Below are 17,245 nucleotides of genomic sequence, written 5' to 3'. Positions count from 1 at the left end.
TAATTACTTTTATTTAGAGATAGGAATATCGAGTAATTTTTGTGCTAACTCTATCATTTCTGGTGTTCCTGTATGTTTTTTAGGTTCATCAGATAGTTTTACTACATCTGTCCAGTATCCCCCTTCAGGTAGAGCCTGCGACATTTTGATTACGATATTCATAGCATCTAAACCTACATCATTAGTAAAGTCTGTTCCGATACCGAATGACATCCCTATTTTTCCTTTGCAGTGCTTCGCGATGCGTTCTACTTTATCAGGATTTAATCCGTCAGAGAAGATAATTGTCTTCTGAGTAGGATCAATGTTTAATGATTTGTAATGAGCAATAACTTGGTCTGCGAAATCAAGTGGATCACCACTATCGTGTCTTACTCCATCGAATAGTTTTGCAAACTTCTTATCAAATTGTTCAAAGAACACTTTGCTAGTATAAGTATCAGTCAGAGCTATTCCTAAATCACCTCTATAAGTATCCACCCAATGTTCTAGTCCCATTGAATTTGCCATTTTAAAGCCATATTTAGCAGCATGGAACATAAACCATTCATGAGCATGTGTACCAATTGGCTTAGTGTGATATTTCATTGCCAAATGCACATTACTAGTACCAATGAAACTACCGTCACCATATTTTTTTAAAGTATCTACTACTAGTTGATGTACAGCATAAGAATGTCTTCTTCTAGTACCAAATTCAGCAATAGTAATACCTAATTCTTTATATTTTTCTATTTTTTTGCGTGTATTAGCTACTACTTCCTCAGAAGAATCTCTTTCAGACTTATTCATCTTATAGTATAACTCGCAGATTAGAGACATTAGAGGAACTTCCCATAAGATAGTTCTGTACCAATACCCTTTAATATGTACCTCTAAGTCAGGTCCGTCTTGTGATATCTCTATTTCTGAAGGATCATAGTGATATCCTTGTAGAAAATCTAAATATGTAGGGTCTAGGTATGGACAAGTATTCTCTAAGAATAGTTTCTCAGCCTTAGTTAACTTTAGTTTAGCCATCTCATCTACAGCAGCACGCAGTGCTTCTGCAAATCCTGGTGGGTATTTATGCTTACCTCGATTGATAAAGATGTAAGACGCTTTAGCGTAAGGAAATTGTTTAATAGCAGCATACTGCATCGTAAACTTATAGAAATCATTATCTAATATAGATACGATTACTTGGTTGGTATTTACTGTTTCCATAGTTTTTTTAGATTAAAATATCACTTTCTAAGTCAGATTTTTCAACATGAAATTTAAAGTTCATCTTATGCATTAGTTCTAGTACCAAGTTTTTATACCAGTTCTCAGACTTAGGGTGAATATATATTTTTTCTATTAATTGTTCTACATCTACATGTATTTTAATCCCCTCGTGAACATCTATGTCAAGAGGAGTAACATCAGAGATAATGCGAACTTCTTTTTCATATTGAAAGCTTTTTCTTTTGAAGAGAAAAGGGAAAAACTCATCATCGAAAGGAATAAACTCTTTTTTATAATCAATGTAGTTTACCTCACCGATGTATTGCTCTATTCTAGGTTCTACTTCTACTGCTTTTTGTAAGCGGCCTAAAGTAGATTGAATAGCAATGCCTTCTTTGTTTTTAGTAAATATTTGCCACATAGCGAATGATTCACATTCATTTATATGCCAACTACTAATCACCATATTTTTTCTCTTTTGTTTATAGTGATGTAAGAAGTCAGGATTGTCTTTGCTGATTCTTTTTATTTCCTCAAATGTAGGCTCGCTAAAGGTACCTTCATATTGATCTTCAAATTTGTCTGATCGAGACATAAATAGTTTATTAGACAGTAGTAAATCGAGGAACTTAGACAGGTCTAAGTATTTCCATACGATAGTTTCAGAATCAGCGGGTAGTGTGATATTTTTACTGTCTTTATACATTTATTCTAACGATTGTAGTGAAACTAATTTTGTATAAGTACCATTAAGTCGAATTAACTCCTCGTGAGTACCCTGTTCTACTATTTTTCCTTTTTGCATTACGACGATTAAGTCCGCTTTCTGTATTGTTGATAATCGGTGAGCAATCACAATAGATGTTCTATTCATCATCATATTATCTAATGCTACCTGTACTAATTTTTCACTTTCAGTATCTAAGGCAGAAGTTGCCTCATCTAATACCATGATAGGAGGGTTCTTAAGTACTGCGCGTGCGATAGATAAACGTTGTTTTTGACCACCAGATAGTTTATTACCAGCATCCCCGATATTAGTATCGATACCGTTTGGTAAATCTTGAACGAACTCGTATGCATTCGCTACTTTAAGAGCCTCTATTATTTGTTGATCAGTCGCATTCTGATTACCTAATTTAAGATTGTTTTTAATCGAATCATTAAATAAGATACTGTCTTGTGTAACGAGACCAATTAAACCTCTTAAATCTTCTAGTTTTACATCTCTGATATCTTGTCCATCTATTCTAATAACACCTTCATTGATATCCCAGAATCGTGTTAATAGATTAGCGATAGTACTCTTACCACTACCTGACTGTCCTACTAAAGCAACTGTTTTTCCTTTAGAGACACTAAGTGAGAAGTCTTTTAATACATACTCATCTTCGTATTTAAACGAGATATTATCTACAACAATTTCTTGCTCGAAGTCAGCCTTATCTATAGCATTCTCTTTGTTTACAATAGGGTTTTTTTCATCTAATACTTCTAGTACACGTTCAGCAGCTGCATTTCCGCGTTTAAGTGAATATGAAGCTTTAGACATCGCTTTTGCTGGTGTAAGTATATTATACGCCATACCGATATATGCGATGAAAGACGCACTAGATAGAGTGCCTTCACCTAATACTAAGTGACCTCCATATACTAGTAGTACAGCGATAGTTACGATACCTAAAAATTCACTTAAAGGAGAAGATAAGTTCTGACGATTAAGAATTTTATTATTTAGTTCATAGAAAGAATAAGTAGAATCTTGGAACTTGTCATTAAATGTTTTTTCAGAATTAAAACTCTTGATTACTTTAAGTCCTGATAAAGACTCTTCTATAATAGATAAGAAATACCCTTGTTCTTCTGATGCTTTTTGTGAACTCTTTTTTAATGATTTTCCTACTTTAGAGATGATAAAACCAGATATAGGTACAAAGATAAAAACGAAGATAGTTAACTCAGTACTGATCATAAACATTGCTATAATTGTGAACACAATAGTTAACGGCTCTCTTACTAATACTTCTAATATCGATAAAAATGAATGTTGTATTTCTAGTACATCTGAGGTAATACGCGAAATAATATCTCCTTTTCTTTTTTCAGAGAAAAAAGAAAGAGGTAATTCTAAAGACTTTTTATACATTGCGTTACGGATGTCTTTTAGAACACCATTTCTTAAGAATGTAATAAAATACATTGCCCAATAGTTGAATAGATTCTTTAACAGGAATAAAGAAATAATAAGAGAAGCCATAATCATTAGCGTATTCTGTGCACCATGTTCACCAGAATACTGCGTAATAAAGAATGACATAGAATCCTCAAAGTAATCTTTTAGTCCAGTTATCCCTCCCGTAAAAATAGGTTTTTCTGTTACTTTTTTACCATTGTCAAAGAGTACTTGTAGCATTGGAATTAGAGCTACAAATGATAATGCGCTAAATAAAGCATATAAGATATTGAAAAATATATTTAGGTATGCATAAGACTTGTATGGCTTAGCGAAGTAAATTATCTTTTTGAAATATTCGTTCATATTTATTAAATGTAAAAAGCAAAAATAAAGAAAAAAGACCGGTATTACTACTAGTCATGGTCGGAAGATTAATCTTCCGACTTTTTTTGTTTAAAGCGTAAGTTAATGTATACATTTGGCTTAAGAAAGTAAAGTATATGAATACATTTAAAGACCATAAAATAACCGTTGGACAAATTCTACAATTTATACCAGAAGCATTATTAACAAAATTATCAAGTACTACTTCAGTAGATAAATACGCTAAAGTTTTACATGGTAAAAAGATGTTTTATTTATTGTTATACTCTATTTTAGAGAATGATAGATTAAGTCAACGTAGTTTAGAAGATACTTTTAAAGGCTCTATTTTAAAGGCTTTGTTTGATTTAGATGAGAGTGAAAAAGTTAGACGTAGTTCTATATCGGATCGTTTTTCTAAAATTGATAGTGATTTTTTTAAAACAATATATGAGAACATCTATGAACAATTCTCTTCTATTTATTCAAAAAAAGAATCCGAAGGTTATAATATAATTCGTGTAGATAGCACCCTTGTTTCAGAAACTGCAGGAAAACTTGTAGAAGGGTTAGATTATAAAACTGGAAAAAAACATATCAAATACAGTACTTTATTTGATGGAATATTACCATGTGGAGTAGAGACCTTTAATACATCAAGCTATAGTTCTGAAGAACTAGCTTTACCTGAAGCTATTTTAAAACATGTAGAAAAGGATAAAAATCACAATAATATTTACGTGATTGACAGAGGCTTACAATCTACTAGGACAATGCAAGATTTTACATCTAAAAATATTCCTTTTATCATCAGATCTAAACAAAACAGAAAATTCAATGAGATAGAGTCTTTATTGACAGATATTAATCAACAAGAATCTGATAATTATACACTTATCAAAGATGCTAGAGTCAATCTTTTTATAGGTAAAAAGATAACTAGCAAAACAGATAAAACTTATTATAGAGAGGAATTGGTAGAACAAGATTTTAGACTTGTAGTAGTAAAAACTAAAGGTAGTGAACAAAAAGAATTTTGGTTTTTGACTAATGATTTTGAGATGACACCTTTTCAAGTCGCAGACTATTATAAATCAAGATGGGATATAGAAGTTTTTTTTAGATTCTTAAAACAAGAACTTAATACGGCTCACTTAGTTTCTCTTAATAAAAATGGAACACAAGTCATGATATATATGACACTGATTGCTGCTATGCTATTACTTATATATAAACATGCCAATAACTTAGGGTATAAAACAGCTAAAAGAAGATTTAATATGGAACTTAAAAACTTGATTATTGCTCTTATTGTAGCTTTAACAGGAGGAGATCCTAATAAAGTACCTATTATATAAAATAATAGTGGTCAGAATTTCTTCCGACCACTACTAGTATTACTACCAGTCTTTTTATATAAGATAAAATTTATATATTCATTTAATTCAATTTCATTTCGTCAATGATAGCTTGAATTTTTTGATCTAAAACTTTCTCTGTTTTCTCAACTTCAGATAAGTTGTTTAGTGTCTCATTTACACTAAAGTAAAACTTAATTTTCGGTTCAGTACCACTAGGACGTGCAGCTATTTTCGTTCCATCCTCTAAGTAGTATATTAGTACATTAGATTTAGGTACATGAATAGGTTCAATCTCGTTAGTGATTAGGTTTTTAGCCTCACTTGATTGATAGTCTTCTACACATACTACTCTTTGACCGATAATCTCAGCAAGAGGGTTTTGTCTTAGTTCTACCATCATTTGCTTGATTTCTTCTGCGCCAGAGATACCTTTTTTGACTAATGATATTAGGTGTTCTTTATAAAATCTATTATCAATGTATAGGTTCATTAACTCTGCGAAGAATGAACTACCAGCAGCTTTAGCCACAGCAGCAATCTCACATACTAATAATGCAGAAGCAACGGCATCCTTATCGCGTACAGCATCCCCTACCATATATCCAAAACTCTCTTCACCACCACCAATAAATTTTTGGTTTGGACATTCTTTGATGAATTTAGCTATCCATTTGAATCCTGTCAATCCTACTTTGCATTCTACACCGTAGCTTTCTGCTAGGTCTAGCATCATAGGAGTTGATACGATAGTCGAACCGATAAACTCATTTCCTTTAAATCCTCTGTTGCGTTTATATTGTTCTAATAAGAATCCTGTCATCATTACCATAGTCTGGTTACCATTCAGAAGTCTCATATTACCTTCTAGGTCACGCACAGCGATACCGATACGGTCAGAGTCAGGGTCAGTACCGATCACGATATCAGCACCAGTCTTATCTGCTAACTTAAGAGCCATAGTCAAAGCCTCTGGTTCTTCTGGGTTAGGAGATTTTACAGTAGGGAAATCCCCATCTGGTTCAGCTTGTTCTTTAACGATAAATACATTCTTATATCCAGCAGCTTCGAATGCTCTCGGAATAAGTTTGATAGAAGTACCATGTAGAGATGTATAGGCTATTTTTAATTGATCCTTTACAGACTCAGGTGTATCAAAGCTAGCATTTTCTAAAGTAGACGTTATAAATGCAGCATCTAATTCTTCACCTACATACGTGATAAGACTGTCATCTCCTTTAAAGTTTACTTCGTTATATGTTAATCTGTTTATTTCGTCTATTACTGCAGCATCATGTGGAGGTACGATTTGTCCACCATCATTCCAGTATACTTTATATCCGTTGTATTCAGGAGGGTTATGAGAAGCAGTTAATACAATACCTGCATTACATCCATAGTGTCTTACTGCGAATGACAGTTCTGGTGTAGGACGCATCTCAGCGAATAAGTAAACTTTAATACCATTAGCGGTAAACACATCAGCTACTACTTTTGCTAACTCTTGACTATTATGACGACAGTCAAAATTAATAGCAACTTTCCATTCTTGATTAGGGAATGACTCTTTGATATAATTAGATAAACCTTGTGTATTCTTACCTAAAGTATATTTGTTGATACGGTTCGTACCTATTCCCATAATACCACGCATACCACCTGTACCGAACTCTAAGTTCTTATAAAAACTATCTTTTAGAGTTGCAGGATCAGTATCCATCATTTTTTTAACAGAAGCCTGTGTATCAGCGTCGAAAGGTTCTTTTAACCACAACTCTGCTTTTGCTAAGATTTCTTTTTCTACTTGCATAATATTGAATATTTAGTGTGGATTAAAAACCGCGTTGTTCCGCGATTTTATATCTACTAATGTTTGTCTTTGTTTTTAGTATTAACTCGCCTAAGAAGCCAGCTAAGAATAATTGTGTTCCGATAATCATCGTTACTAATGATATGTAAAACCACGCATCTTGTGTCACTCGAATAGCAGGAAGATTGTGATATAGCTTATATAATTTGCTCGCTCCAATAAAAAATGCAGCACAAAATCCAATACCAAAAGTTATAACCCCTAAGGTACCAAATAAATGCATAGGTCGCTTGCCAAATTTAGATAAAAACCATATCGTGATTAGGTCTAAAAAACCGTAGATGAATCTACTCATACCGAACTTAGTCGTTCCATATTTACGAGCTTGGTGTTGTACTACTTTCTCACCGATATTATCATAACCTTCATTTTTAGCTAAGACAGGGATGTAGCGATGCATCTCACCAGATACTTCTATGTTTTTTATGACTTCGTTTTTATATGCTTTTAGGCCACAGTTAAAATCGTTTAGGTGTACACCAGAAGTCTTACGCGCTGCCCAGTTAAACAGTTTAGAAGGAAGGTTTTTAGAAATGACAGAATCATATCTCTTCTTTTTCCAACCAGATACCATGTCATATCCGTCTGCTGTAATCATCTGATATAATCCAGGAATCTCATCAGGACTATCCTGTAAGTCCGCATCCATTGTGATTACGACATTACCCATCGCTTCAGCAAATCCAGCATGTAGTGCCTGTGATTTACCGAAATTGCGCTGAAATCGGATACCTTTTACATTTGGATTTTCTGTGCTTAACGCTGATATTATCTTCCACGAATCATCTTTACTACCATCATCTATGAATAGAACCTCATAGGTAAAGTTGTTCTCCTGCATAACTTTCGTTATCCATGAGTGAAGTTCAGGTAGAGATTCTGCTTCGTTTAGCAGAGGGATTACTATAGATAAATTCATTTAATTATTTGTGATCTTTGTTAAAGTCAGTGTCTACATCGTGATTAATCTCTGTGTGAGATGGGGTAAACTCTGATTTGTTTTTAAATATAGCAGCTAATAATATTCCTAATATTGAGTTTCTCAAGATACTACCTGCCCATAAGAATAATTGAGATTTAGGAGCAAACTGTTGAATTTCTCTCGCTTTTTCTAGTTGTTCGTTGATTTGCTCTAAGGGTAATCCAGAGCCATCTAATGTCTTCACTAGCATGTCATATAATGCGTTGTTTAGTACATCTTTAGCAGAAGGATCTACTATGTTAAATAAAATATTATATATAAGATAGTTAGCTGTTATTCCTATTACTATTGCGATAAAGTAGGGAGTAAATGCTTCTCTAAAGGTAACGTATCCACCTGCTTTTTTTCGCGCAGTATAGATTGTTACAACACCAAGAATAACCATAATACCGATATTGAAAAAACCAGCGAAGGTGTTGGCGAATAATGTTTTATCGGTAAAGAATATGATACAGTTAAACAATAGATAATACACTGCTAATATTATTCCGAAAGTAACACCTACTTTATTTAATTGGTTTTTCATTGGTAATCTATAAATATGATTTACAAATATAAGAAAATAACCCTTTAAGAACAGTATCCGCATTGATATTGTTAACAGTTTATATTTGAATAGTTATGGTATAAAATGGGGGGAGGCGAGTAACTGAGAAGTAGTGAATAGGAAACACAGGGGGTGAATCACCATTTACAAAAAAAATATACTTGTCTTTTTTTATTTTGGTGTGATTATGGCTTTTTAGTGCATTAAAATAACCATTCTGATCTTCCTTTTTTTCAAAACTCCTTCCTTTTATGCCCAAAAGAACAAAAGATTAAAAAAAATGATACCTTTTTTTAAATTGTAATATTTTTAATGTATTGATTTGTAGTTTATTAGTATTTTTTGGTTAATTAAGTGTTTTTCTGTAACACCTCTCAATCCCTACATGAATAAATATAGATGCTGAGTTGCTCGAGTATTCGCCGTAAATATTCGCACTGAGAAATATTAGTCGAGCAATGTTTCTTGTATTGATGGGTAATCTACGACTAACTGAGTATTGAGATTATGGAAGGAGATTATGGAGGGAGGGAAGAGTGCTGTGATTATTCTGGGTTTAATAAAAGTAAAGACAGGGGGAAGTGGGAGAGTGTAAATGTCTCAATCTATAAAGAGGAAATAATAACTGATTTGAATGAATTTGGGAAAGATAACCCCATTGTTAAAAAAATCGTCTATTAAAATTGAGGAGTTGTATAAATTAAAGAATTGTGATGAAAGTATATAGTCAAAAGTACATAGTTTTAAAATAAAAAAAGCACCTCTTTCTAATCAATAGAAAGAGGTGCTTTAAGTATGTTTAGTTAGAGCTACTTAACAGGTTTTAGTCCTGTCATTTTTTCTAGAGTAGAAAAGAATTCGTTTCTCATTTCTGGAGTCATATTCTTCACTCGAGCTTGTCCGTGGTCTTTATTAGGTAGGACATAAGATTTAGAGTTTACTTTATCACTTGGAACTACCATAGAAGCGCTCCATGTATCTGTACCTCCATATACATATAGGATGTTATTGGCATCGTTCTCTAGCCATGTTTTTACCTTTTGGATAAGAGCATCATTAAAGCTGTCATAAGAAGTTCCTTGAGGCATAAATGTCGCTAGAGGGTTAGTTTTAAAGCTAACGTATTTTTTGAAGGGAGTAATATCGTATCCGTAATACCCTAACTGTGTTCCAGATTGATAATAATGTGATTCGTAACGTTTGATCGTTTGATCGCTAAAGAAATCAATGTTACTAACACTTAAAAAATGTTCTGTCAGTAGATTTATATCTTTTGTGTTAGGAATAGTAGCACACTGATGGCCACTTTGCCAAAAGCCGAAACTATATTCTAATACGGCATATTCGAATGCTTTATCTATAGAACCTAGATAGTCAAAAGTAAGTCTAGCACCTTTAGCATACCACTTTAGTTTTTCGATTATTTGCGCTTTATTCTCAAATAACTTTACTTGAATATCATGAATTTGAGCTCTACATTTTTTATCTCCTACATTTTCTAAGAAAGGGTAAATACGTGGCTCTTCTAAAGCTTGATTAAATGGAGCAACATAAGGAATAGCAACATCTACATCATTAGGATAGAAGTATTTATAGTATATACTTGTCTGTCCACCTTTACTGATTCCTGTACTAATCCATTTTTGGGTATAAATTTCTTTAAACAATAGATTGATTTCATGTAGGTCAGCGGTCACTTGTTCCATCGTTAAGAATTGCCAAGGTTTCCCTTCAGGGATAGATTCACCAAAGAAACGGTGCTCGATGTTTAGGTAGTTACTTTGTAAGTAATTTACCATTTCACTAGCCCTTACATAAAGATCATAACCGTTCGTTTCCATAATCATTGGGTGGTCAAAATCTCTGTGGTAGAAGTGTACTTTCTGGTAGAAGTACCCTTTAGTAGGATCTGTGTGGTCAACGAGTTGTCTAACTTTTAATTCATAAAGGAGATAAGCGTCGTCTTTAGATTCTAATTGTTTGAATGTTACATTCTTTAGATTGTACAATGCCTGTTCTAATTTTTTTTGATCAGGGTGTGCTACTGCAAATACTGTAATCAATAAGAATACAAGTGTGATAAATTTTTTAAACATAGTTTTTTGGTCTAAAAATGGGTTAGTGTTTTCAAAGATATAATTGTTAATGGTTCGCTAAAATATAAATGTGTTAAAATGCGAAATATTTGCTAACTTTAGAATTAAAATAAGCGCTATGAGTGAAAGTAATATGAGTATCCGTATAATAGAAGTAGATGATTTTAAGGCGACAGGTGTTGTAGATGTATCCTATGCTAATTTTAAAGAGAAGAATACCTATCCTTATGCATTTATTATAGAGTTATCCTTAGTGGATATAGAAGGAGACTATCCTACATGGGAAGAAAATGAACGCCTTGAAGAGATTCAAAGTAATATTATTGATATTATTAGAAAAACTCAGACAGATATACACTATATAGGTCATGTGACTCGCCGAGGAGCTAGGGATATATTTTATTATTTGGCAAGTGAGAATGTTGATGGGGAAGCTATTGGTGCATATTGTGATACGATAGAAGATACACGAGATATTCATATAGAGTTAGAAGAAGACAAGAACTGGGAGATAGTATCAGGGCTCATTTATTAAAGAGTAGTAAAAGCAAGTAGTAATAGAGTAGAAATAAAGTAAAAATAGGTGTTTGATTTTTCAAATTAAATTGTACATTTGCAATCTGAAATAAAATACATAAGTATAACTAAAAGTTGTCGGAAGTTTATACCTTTCTTGAAAGAGGAAGCTTCGAAACGAAAGATAGCTCACAATTTTAAATAGAATTTATCATGAGAAAAGGTATTCACCCAGAAAATTACAGATTAGTAGCGTTTAAAGATATGTCTAATGAAGACGTATTCATCACAAAATCAACAGTAGATACAAAAGAAACTATCGAAGTTGACGGAGTAGAATACCCAGTGTTTAAAATGGAGATCTCTCGTACATCTCACCCATTCTACACAGGTAAATCTAAACTTATCGATACTGCAGGACGTATTGACAAATTCAAAACTAAATACGCTAAATTCTCTAAATAATTTTAGCATATTATCATATCAAAAACCGCTCAAGCAATTGAGTGGTTTTTTTTTATGCGTATTTTTTTCAGAATGGAGATGATTAGGAGTACAAATGTATATTGGTTATTTTTTTTAACTAAATGCCTAATTAGTACATTTTTTTTGTAGTATTTAGTTAACTTTAAACCTTTAAAATCTTGAATTATATATTATGAACTATATTTTATTTGATGGAGATGTAAGAGGAGCATTATTGCCATTTACTTTTACTCGACCAGTTGCTGATATTCGCGTTGGGATATTAACTATCCGCGAGAAATGGGAGAGCTATTTGCGCTTTACTACAACTACGCTTACAGAGGAATATCTATCTGCTAAATATCCAATGATAGAGGTAGAGAATAATGTCATGATTAATGCTGCTTATCTACCTAACCAAGAGGTGGTAGATTTTATCAAAGGACTACAGCCTATGCAGGCAGTAGTATATAATGAGGATATAGTAGCGTTCTATACTCAAGATACACAAGAAGAAGTAGATTTTGATAACTATGAGTTACTTCATTGTGAAAGCGAGTTGATGAAGATAGAGCACAAGTGGGATATATTCCAAAAGAATGATGCTGCTATCCGTGCTGACTTCGCTCATATCACAGAAGATAGAATCTCTGAGGACATCCCTAAAAGTGTGAATGTAGTCAATCCTGAGAACATATTTATCGAAGAGGGGGCTAAGTTAGATTTTGTTACTTTAAATGCTTCTACAGGTCCTATTTACATCGGTAAGAATGCTGAGATAATGGAAGGATCTGTTATACGTGGACCTTTTGCGTTATGTGAAGAGGCTCAAGTAAAATTAGGAACTAAAGTATATGGTGCTACTACTGTAGGACCACACTGTAGAGTAGGTGGTGAAGTAAGTAATTCGGTGCTATTTGGTTATTCTAATAAAGGGCATGATGGTTTCTTAGGAAACTCAGTGTTAGGAGAGTGGTGTAATTTAGGCGCAGATACAAATAACTCCAACCTAAAAAACAATTATAGTTCTGTAAAAATATGGAGTTATGAGACTCAATCATATGAAAATACAGGTTTACAATTCTGTGGATTAATGATGGGAGATCATAGTAAGAGTGGGATTAATACAATGTTTAATACAGGTACTGTAGTAGGAGTAGGCTGTAGTATATTCGGTGGAGGATTTCCTAAAACATTTTTACCTAGTTTTACGTGGGGAGGAAGTGACTCTTCAGAAACGTATAAAATTGAGAAAGCTTTAGAGACCATGAAAATTGTAATGGCAAGACGTCATGTAGACTTGACTACTGTAGATGAGGAGATTATGCATAATGTAGCCGCAGAAACTGAGATATATAGATTTCAACAACAATTGAAAAAATATTAGGTTATGTGATTCTGGGGTTAACACAGTAGAATTTAAATAAAACACAAAAAAAGACGTTAGTAAATAACGTCTTTTTTTGTGTTTTATTTTTAAAAGTATGATACTGTACGGGGTCTGTCGTAGTTAAAATTGGGTAGGTCCATATTGTATTGTCTTGAATTGACAAAGAAAGAGCTATTTCCTGTGTCAGGCATCGTTGGATAGAAGACAAGAGAAATGGCAACCTTACTGAAAACGAGGTAATCATTATTAGCAACAAAACCAATGCTAAGTCTAGAGTACATTTTAGAATCTAATAAGCCTGTGTTTTTGTTTGAAATAAAAGAACCTTCAAAACTAAAGTAAGGATTAAATCTAAAACCTTTCCATTCGTAAGGGGCGTATGATTGCCAGTGATATGCCATTGAAAGTCGCTTAGAACCTGTTATCTTTTGTGCACGTATACCCTGTATAACATTATCTAATCTCAGTTCGTCACCAATGTGATCATAGCGATTATATCCGTAAATGAGTTGAGGTGTGAAGAAATGTCTAAATCTCCAATTGCCTAGCATAAAGAGTTTAGTGAAATAAGTTCCTTCAACACGTAAAGCACCTTGTTCTGCTTTGCCACCATAGAAGTAACTTCCCCATTCTACATTACCTGCTATGTAACCCAATCGCGTGTATCCTCCCATCGAAAATTTGGCTCCATAGTAACTTCTCAGCTTATTATACTGATCTTTCATCCCTCCTGTAATGGCCAATACTTTTCCTACCTGGACATCTTCTATTATGTTATGATTGAAGATATATTGATCTTGAACATAGTTAATAGAGCTTAGACTAACAGAGGCTAAATAAGATCGTTGATCTCTGTAGTACCCATAAGGATCGTATTGTTCTAAAGGTGTTTGGCTGTAATTCTGTTGAACGTATCTGATAGAGGTACGTAAATTCGTAATTACAGGTTTGTTTTTATAGCTTTTGAACAAAGGTATAGAGTATCCAGCCCAGGTATCTAGAGTATTGTACTTTAAAGATTCAAAACTATATTTGCCCTCTATGTCAGGAAGAGAATCTTGTTTATAGTTTTGGGATATACTAGCACCTCCAGCCCATTTAGTATAAGGAGAATAGAAAGGTCTATCTATTACGACACCTTTGACATAATTACCCCATGCTTCTTTGTTGTATAATACATTAGCTCTTATAAAAGTGTTTTGTATGTTATTTACAGTATAGTTAAAATATATACCTTGTTTGTCACTTTCTTTATATCTATTACTATACTGAACAGTAACATCATGACCTAATCCAGCGAAGTTTCTGTCCCTCAGTTTGACTCTATAAGATGATGTAGATATAGAGCCTGTAGGATAAATACTCCACGAATCAAGCTCCCTAATTAAGATATCTACTGTGTCAGGATGAGATGTAGGTATAGGATACATTGTTACTTTTCTTACAAAAGTTTGTGTACGCAAAAGACGTTCACTCTCTTTGACTTTTAAGGAGTCAAAACGTTCACCTTCTTTAAAGATTAAGAAGTTTTTTATAGTGAAATTTTTAGTTTTAAAATGTAAGTTGTTACCTATTTTTTCAAGTTTACTAGTAGGAACTTTTAAAGAATCTGTGTCAGAGTAACCAAAAGGATCTAGTGTTTGTATTTTAATATTGCGTATTACCTTTCCTTCTCCTAATTCTAGATGTTGATTTGTTTTTATTTCAGGAGCGTTCGCAACTAGGCGCTTATTGTTTTTATAAACTAGTTTATTAAAGAAACGACCTATCCTGGTTTTTTTGTTATTCTCCTCGAAATTTGTAAAAATACGAGTTGTATCTCTAACAATCACTTTAGGTGTTTCTTGTTCTGTATAATGTATCTTTACTTGGTTTATAGAATCTTTTTTTTGCACTAGATTTTCCTGTGCGTTAACAGAAGTAACACAAAAAATAAAAAGGAGTAAAAAAACTTTTGTAATGCGCATTTAGATATAAAAACTTAGACTTATAACGTTAAAATTACGTGTTTATTTCTAAATCTCTAATATAATCTTCATGTTCGTAGAAAAACAGTTCGAATAGTCCCATTTTTTCGTTGAAAAAGTCATATATTTCATTCCATGTCTTTTTGTTATTGATACAAACATTGGGTTGTTCTATCCAAATACGGCTGATAAGTTTTCCATTTTCTAAATAGTAATTTCTTTCAAAAATAGCTTCTGGCAGATACTCTTCTAAAAGAATAGTTTTTAAAGATTCTATTTTTTCGAAGTATATTTTTCTTCTTTCCTCATCTTTGTGCTCGATATCTAGAAGAACTTGCGCTTTTTTATTATCTGCATAAAATTTAAAAGCAAAGTCTTTAATTTTGGTGTTGTGTAATAACCATTTACGAGGATATTCATCGGCAAAAGTAATCCAGAACTCTTTTTTTATTTGTAGTGCTTCTTCTTTGCTATACATAGATAATAAAGTTGTAATTTTAATAGTTGAAATTATATTATTGCAAAAATATGACTTTTGATTCTCTTTTACATAAAATACCTGAAATTAAAAGTGTTAATCTATTAGGAATGGAGGCTCAGCAGTTAATGGTACCTGCAGAAAGAAGGCCTTATCTGATAGTAGAGGACTTTGTGAATAGAAATCCAAGATATTCAGCTGTCATGATGTTGTTATATCCTAAAGGTATTGATACCTCATTGTTGTTGATTGAACGAAGTAATGGGGGAGGAGTACATGCTGGTCAAGTGGGATTCCCAGGAGGGAAATACGAACAAGAAGATCAAACTTTAGAAGTGACAGCTCTTAGAGAAACTGGGGAAGAAGTAGGGATAGGTGCAGAAAATATAGAGGTGTTAAAAGCTTTTACCCAAGTGTATATTCCCCCTAGTAATTTTATTGTTCAACCCTATTTAGGTATAATGAATTGTACACCTAATTTGCAATTGAGCGAACATGAAGTGGCTAGTATTATTGAAATGCCACTTAGTACGTTACTAGATGATAGTATTGTAAAACAAGTTGGATTACAGACTAGTTATGCTAATTATATTAATGTACCTGCTTATGTGTTTAATGATTTTACTATTTGGGGGGCAACAGCGATGATGTTAAGTGAATTAAAAGAAATGTTGAAAGAAGTTTTTAGATAAAATAGAGATAGCTATTTGATTTATATATGTCATAAATACAGTGAATTAGTGTGTTATTTAGTACTTTTTAGAATTTAAAAGTATGACTTATGTAATTTAATTAACAAACAAGTATTTCAAATGTTGTAATTTTGCAGTTCGCATTAATGATAATGAACTATGGGATTGTTTAAAAGAAATCCATTTGGACATATTCTTTTTTTAAAGAAGTGGATAATAAGAGTGTTTGGTTTTGCTACGCATCAACGCTTTCGAGGATTTAATAGTTTACAAATAGAAGGGTCCGAAGTATTGAGAAATCTTCCGGATAAACATGTACTGTTTATTTCCAATCATCAGACTTATTTTGCAGATGTAGTGGCAATGTATCATGTGTTTAATGCAAGTCTTAAAGGGCGTGATGATTCTATTCGAAATATATTTTATATCTGGAAACCTAAATTGAATATATATTATGTTGCAGCAGCAGAGACAATGAAGTCTGGCTGGTTACCGCGTATTTTAGCATATGTCGGAGCTGTGACAGTAGATAGAACATGGAGAAGTAAAGGGAAAGAATTAGAGGAACGAAGAGAGGTTAATCAAGATCAAGTAGAAAATATAAAAGTAGCTTTAGACGATGGTTGGGTAATTACTTTTCCACAAGGAACAACTAGGTCTTTTAAACCTATACGAAAGGGAACAGCACATATAATTAAGAACTACAAACCCATAGTAGTTCCAATCGTTATAGATGGATTTAGACGCTCTTTTGACAAAAAAGGTCTCCATCTTAAGAAAAAAGGAATTCTTCAGTCTATGGTCATAAAAGAACCTTTAGAAATAGATTATGAGAATGATACGATAGAACAAATCGTAGAAAAGGTAGAGATGGCTATAGAACAGCATCCTTCATTTTTAAAAGTTATTCCTGAAGAATTTATAGAAGAACAAAAGGAACTTAATCATAAAAGGACATATTCATATTATAAAAAAGACGAACGATAGTTCGTCTTTTTTATTTGTGAAAGGAATAAACAAGAAAATGTAAAGGTCATATCCATGATAAACCCATATTAACCAAATACTACAAAGCAATTTTACTGTATAGATCTTGCATCATATCTATAACCATATTATAATATGGTTTTATCAAA

The 17,245-nt window shown here is 32.8% G+C and carries 16 protein-coding genes; 7 read left to right on the top strand and 9 right to left on the bottom strand.

The features are described 5' to 3' along the window. Positions 1–9: 9 nt before the first annotated feature. Genes pncB through LNQ81_RS00995 form a run of 3 tightly spaced genes read right to left on the bottom strand, consistent with a single transcriptional unit; the run spans position 10 to position 3,748 of the window. Positions 10–1,206, bottom strand: a complete 1,197-nt coding sequence (gene pncB / locus LNQ81_RS01005) for a nicotinate phosphoribosyltransferase (RefSeq protein WP_229944298.1) — start codon at positions 1,204–1,206, stop codon at positions 10–12. 7 nt (positions 1,207–1,213) lie between these two features. Beyond that, positions 1,214–1,915 (bottom strand): DUF2971 domain-containing protein, encoded by a 702-nt coding sequence (locus tag LNQ81_RS01000; RefSeq protein ID WP_229944297.1) that lies wholly within the window; start codon positions 1,913–1,915, stop codon positions 1,214–1,216. Next, positions 1,916–3,748 (bottom strand): ABC transporter ATP-binding protein, encoded by a 1,833-nt coding sequence (locus LNQ81_RS00995; RefSeq protein ID WP_229944296.1) that lies wholly within the window; start codon positions 3,746–3,748, stop codon positions 1,916–1,918. A gap of 137 nt (positions 3,749–3,885) precedes the next feature. Here LNQ81_RS00995 and LNQ81_RS00990 point away from each other — a divergent pair, with 137 nt between their 5' ends. Further along, positions 3,886–5,106: an IS4 family transposase gene (locus LNQ81_RS00990; RefSeq protein ID WP_229944295.1), complete on the top strand. Its 1,221-nt coding sequence runs from the start codon at positions 3,886–3,888 to the stop codon at positions 5,104–5,106. Between the two features lie 82 nt (positions 5,107–5,188). On the opposite strand, the gene LNQ81_RS00985 is transcribed toward LNQ81_RS00990, so the two are convergent. Genes LNQ81_RS00985 through LNQ81_RS00975 form a run of 3 tightly spaced genes read right to left on the bottom strand, consistent with a single transcriptional unit; the run spans position 5,189 to position 8,484 of the window. Beyond that, complete coding sequence (locus LNQ81_RS00985; protein ID WP_229944294.1) at positions 5,189–6,916, bottom strand: phospho-sugar mutase; 1,728 nt, start codon at positions 6,914–6,916, stop codon at positions 5,189–5,191. Between the two features lie 22 nt (positions 6,917–6,938). After that, the gene (locus LNQ81_RS00980) at positions 6,939–7,895 is read right to left on the bottom strand and encodes a glycosyltransferase family 2 protein (RefSeq protein WP_229944293.1); all 957 of its coding nucleotides are present in this window, start codon (positions 7,893–7,895) and stop codon (positions 6,939–6,941) included. A gap of 4 nt (positions 7,896–7,899) precedes the next feature. Beyond that, on the bottom strand, positions 7,900–8,484 hold the full coding sequence (locus LNQ81_RS00975) for a DUF4199 domain-containing protein (RefSeq protein WP_229944292.1): 585 nt from the start codon (positions 8,482–8,484) through the stop codon (positions 7,900–7,902). A gap of 528 nt (positions 8,485–9,012) precedes the next feature. Here LNQ81_RS00975 and LNQ81_RS00970 point away from each other — a divergent pair. Beyond that, positions 9,013–9,186 carry a hypothetical protein gene (locus tag LNQ81_RS00970; protein ID WP_229944291.1) on the top strand — a complete coding sequence of 58 codons (174 nt, stop codon included), beginning with the start codon at positions 9,013–9,015 and terminating at the stop codon, positions 9,184–9,186. Positions 9,187–9,314: 128 nt separating this feature from the next. Here LNQ81_RS00970 and LNQ81_RS00965 read toward each other — a convergent pair whose 3' ends face one another. After that, positions 9,315–10,601 carry a S28 family serine protease gene (locus LNQ81_RS00965; protein ID WP_229944290.1) on the bottom strand — a complete coding sequence of 429 codons (1,287 nt, stop codon included), beginning with the start codon at positions 10,599–10,601 and terminating at the stop codon, positions 9,315–9,317. A 118-nt stretch (positions 10,602–10,719) separates the two neighbouring features. On the opposite strand from LNQ81_RS00965, the gene LNQ81_RS00960 reads away from it, so the two are divergent. The 3 genes from LNQ81_RS00960 (at position 10,720) to LNQ81_RS00950 (ending at position 12,969) form a co-directional block, all read left to right on the top strand. Further along, on the top strand, positions 10,720–11,136 hold the full coding sequence (locus LNQ81_RS00960) for a DUF695 domain-containing protein (RefSeq protein WP_229944289.1): 417 nt from the start codon (positions 10,720–10,722) through the stop codon (positions 11,134–11,136). Between the two features lie 194 nt (positions 11,137–11,330). After that, positions 11,331–11,582: a type B 50S ribosomal protein L31 gene (locus tag LNQ81_RS00955; RefSeq protein ID WP_121965827.1), complete on the top strand. Its 252-nt coding sequence runs from the start codon at positions 11,331–11,333 to the stop codon at positions 11,580–11,582. Between the two features lie 193 nt (positions 11,583–11,775). Continuing rightward, entirely contained in the window at positions 11,776–12,969 is a 1,194-nt protein-coding gene (locus LNQ81_RS00950; RefSeq protein ID WP_229944288.1) for a GlmU family protein, read from the top strand. An 89-nt stretch (positions 12,970–13,058) separates the two neighbouring features. On the opposite strand, the gene LNQ81_RS00945 is transcribed toward LNQ81_RS00950, so the two are convergent. Both LNQ81_RS00945 and LNQ81_RS00940 read right to left on the bottom strand, forming a co-directional pair. After that, entirely contained in the window at positions 13,059–14,867 is a 1,809-nt protein-coding gene (locus LNQ81_RS00945) for a BamA/TamA family outer membrane protein (protein ID WP_229944287.1), read from the bottom strand. Positions 14,868–14,973: 106 nt separating this feature from the next. Beyond that, the gene (locus LNQ81_RS00940) at positions 14,974–15,417 is read right to left on the bottom strand and encodes a DUF4268 domain-containing protein (protein ID WP_229944286.1); all 444 of its coding nucleotides are present in this window, start codon (positions 15,415–15,417) and stop codon (positions 14,974–14,976) included. Positions 15,418–15,467: 50 nt separating this feature from the next. On the opposite strand from LNQ81_RS00940, the gene LNQ81_RS00935 reads away from it, so the two are divergent. Beyond that, the gene (locus LNQ81_RS00935) at positions 15,468–16,109 is read left to right on the top strand and encodes an NUDIX hydrolase (RefSeq protein ID WP_229944285.1); all 642 of its coding nucleotides are present in this window, start codon (positions 15,468–15,470) and stop codon (positions 16,107–16,109) included. Between the two features lie 159 nt (positions 16,110–16,268). Next, the gene (locus LNQ81_RS00930) at positions 16,269–17,096 is read left to right on the top strand and encodes a lysophospholipid acyltransferase family protein (RefSeq protein ID WP_229944284.1); all 828 of its coding nucleotides are present in this window, start codon (positions 16,269–16,271) and stop codon (positions 17,094–17,096) included. Positions 17,097–17,245 lie beyond the last annotated feature (149 nt).

This window comes from Myroides oncorhynchi, from assembly GCF_020905415.1.
In the GTDB taxonomy this organism is placed as follows: domain Bacteria; phylum Bacteroidota; class Bacteroidia; order Flavobacteriales; family Flavobacteriaceae; genus Flavobacterium; species Flavobacterium oncorhynchi_A.
Note: the sequence above shows the minus strand (reverse complement) of the source record. Positions and strands in the feature narration are given on the sequence as shown.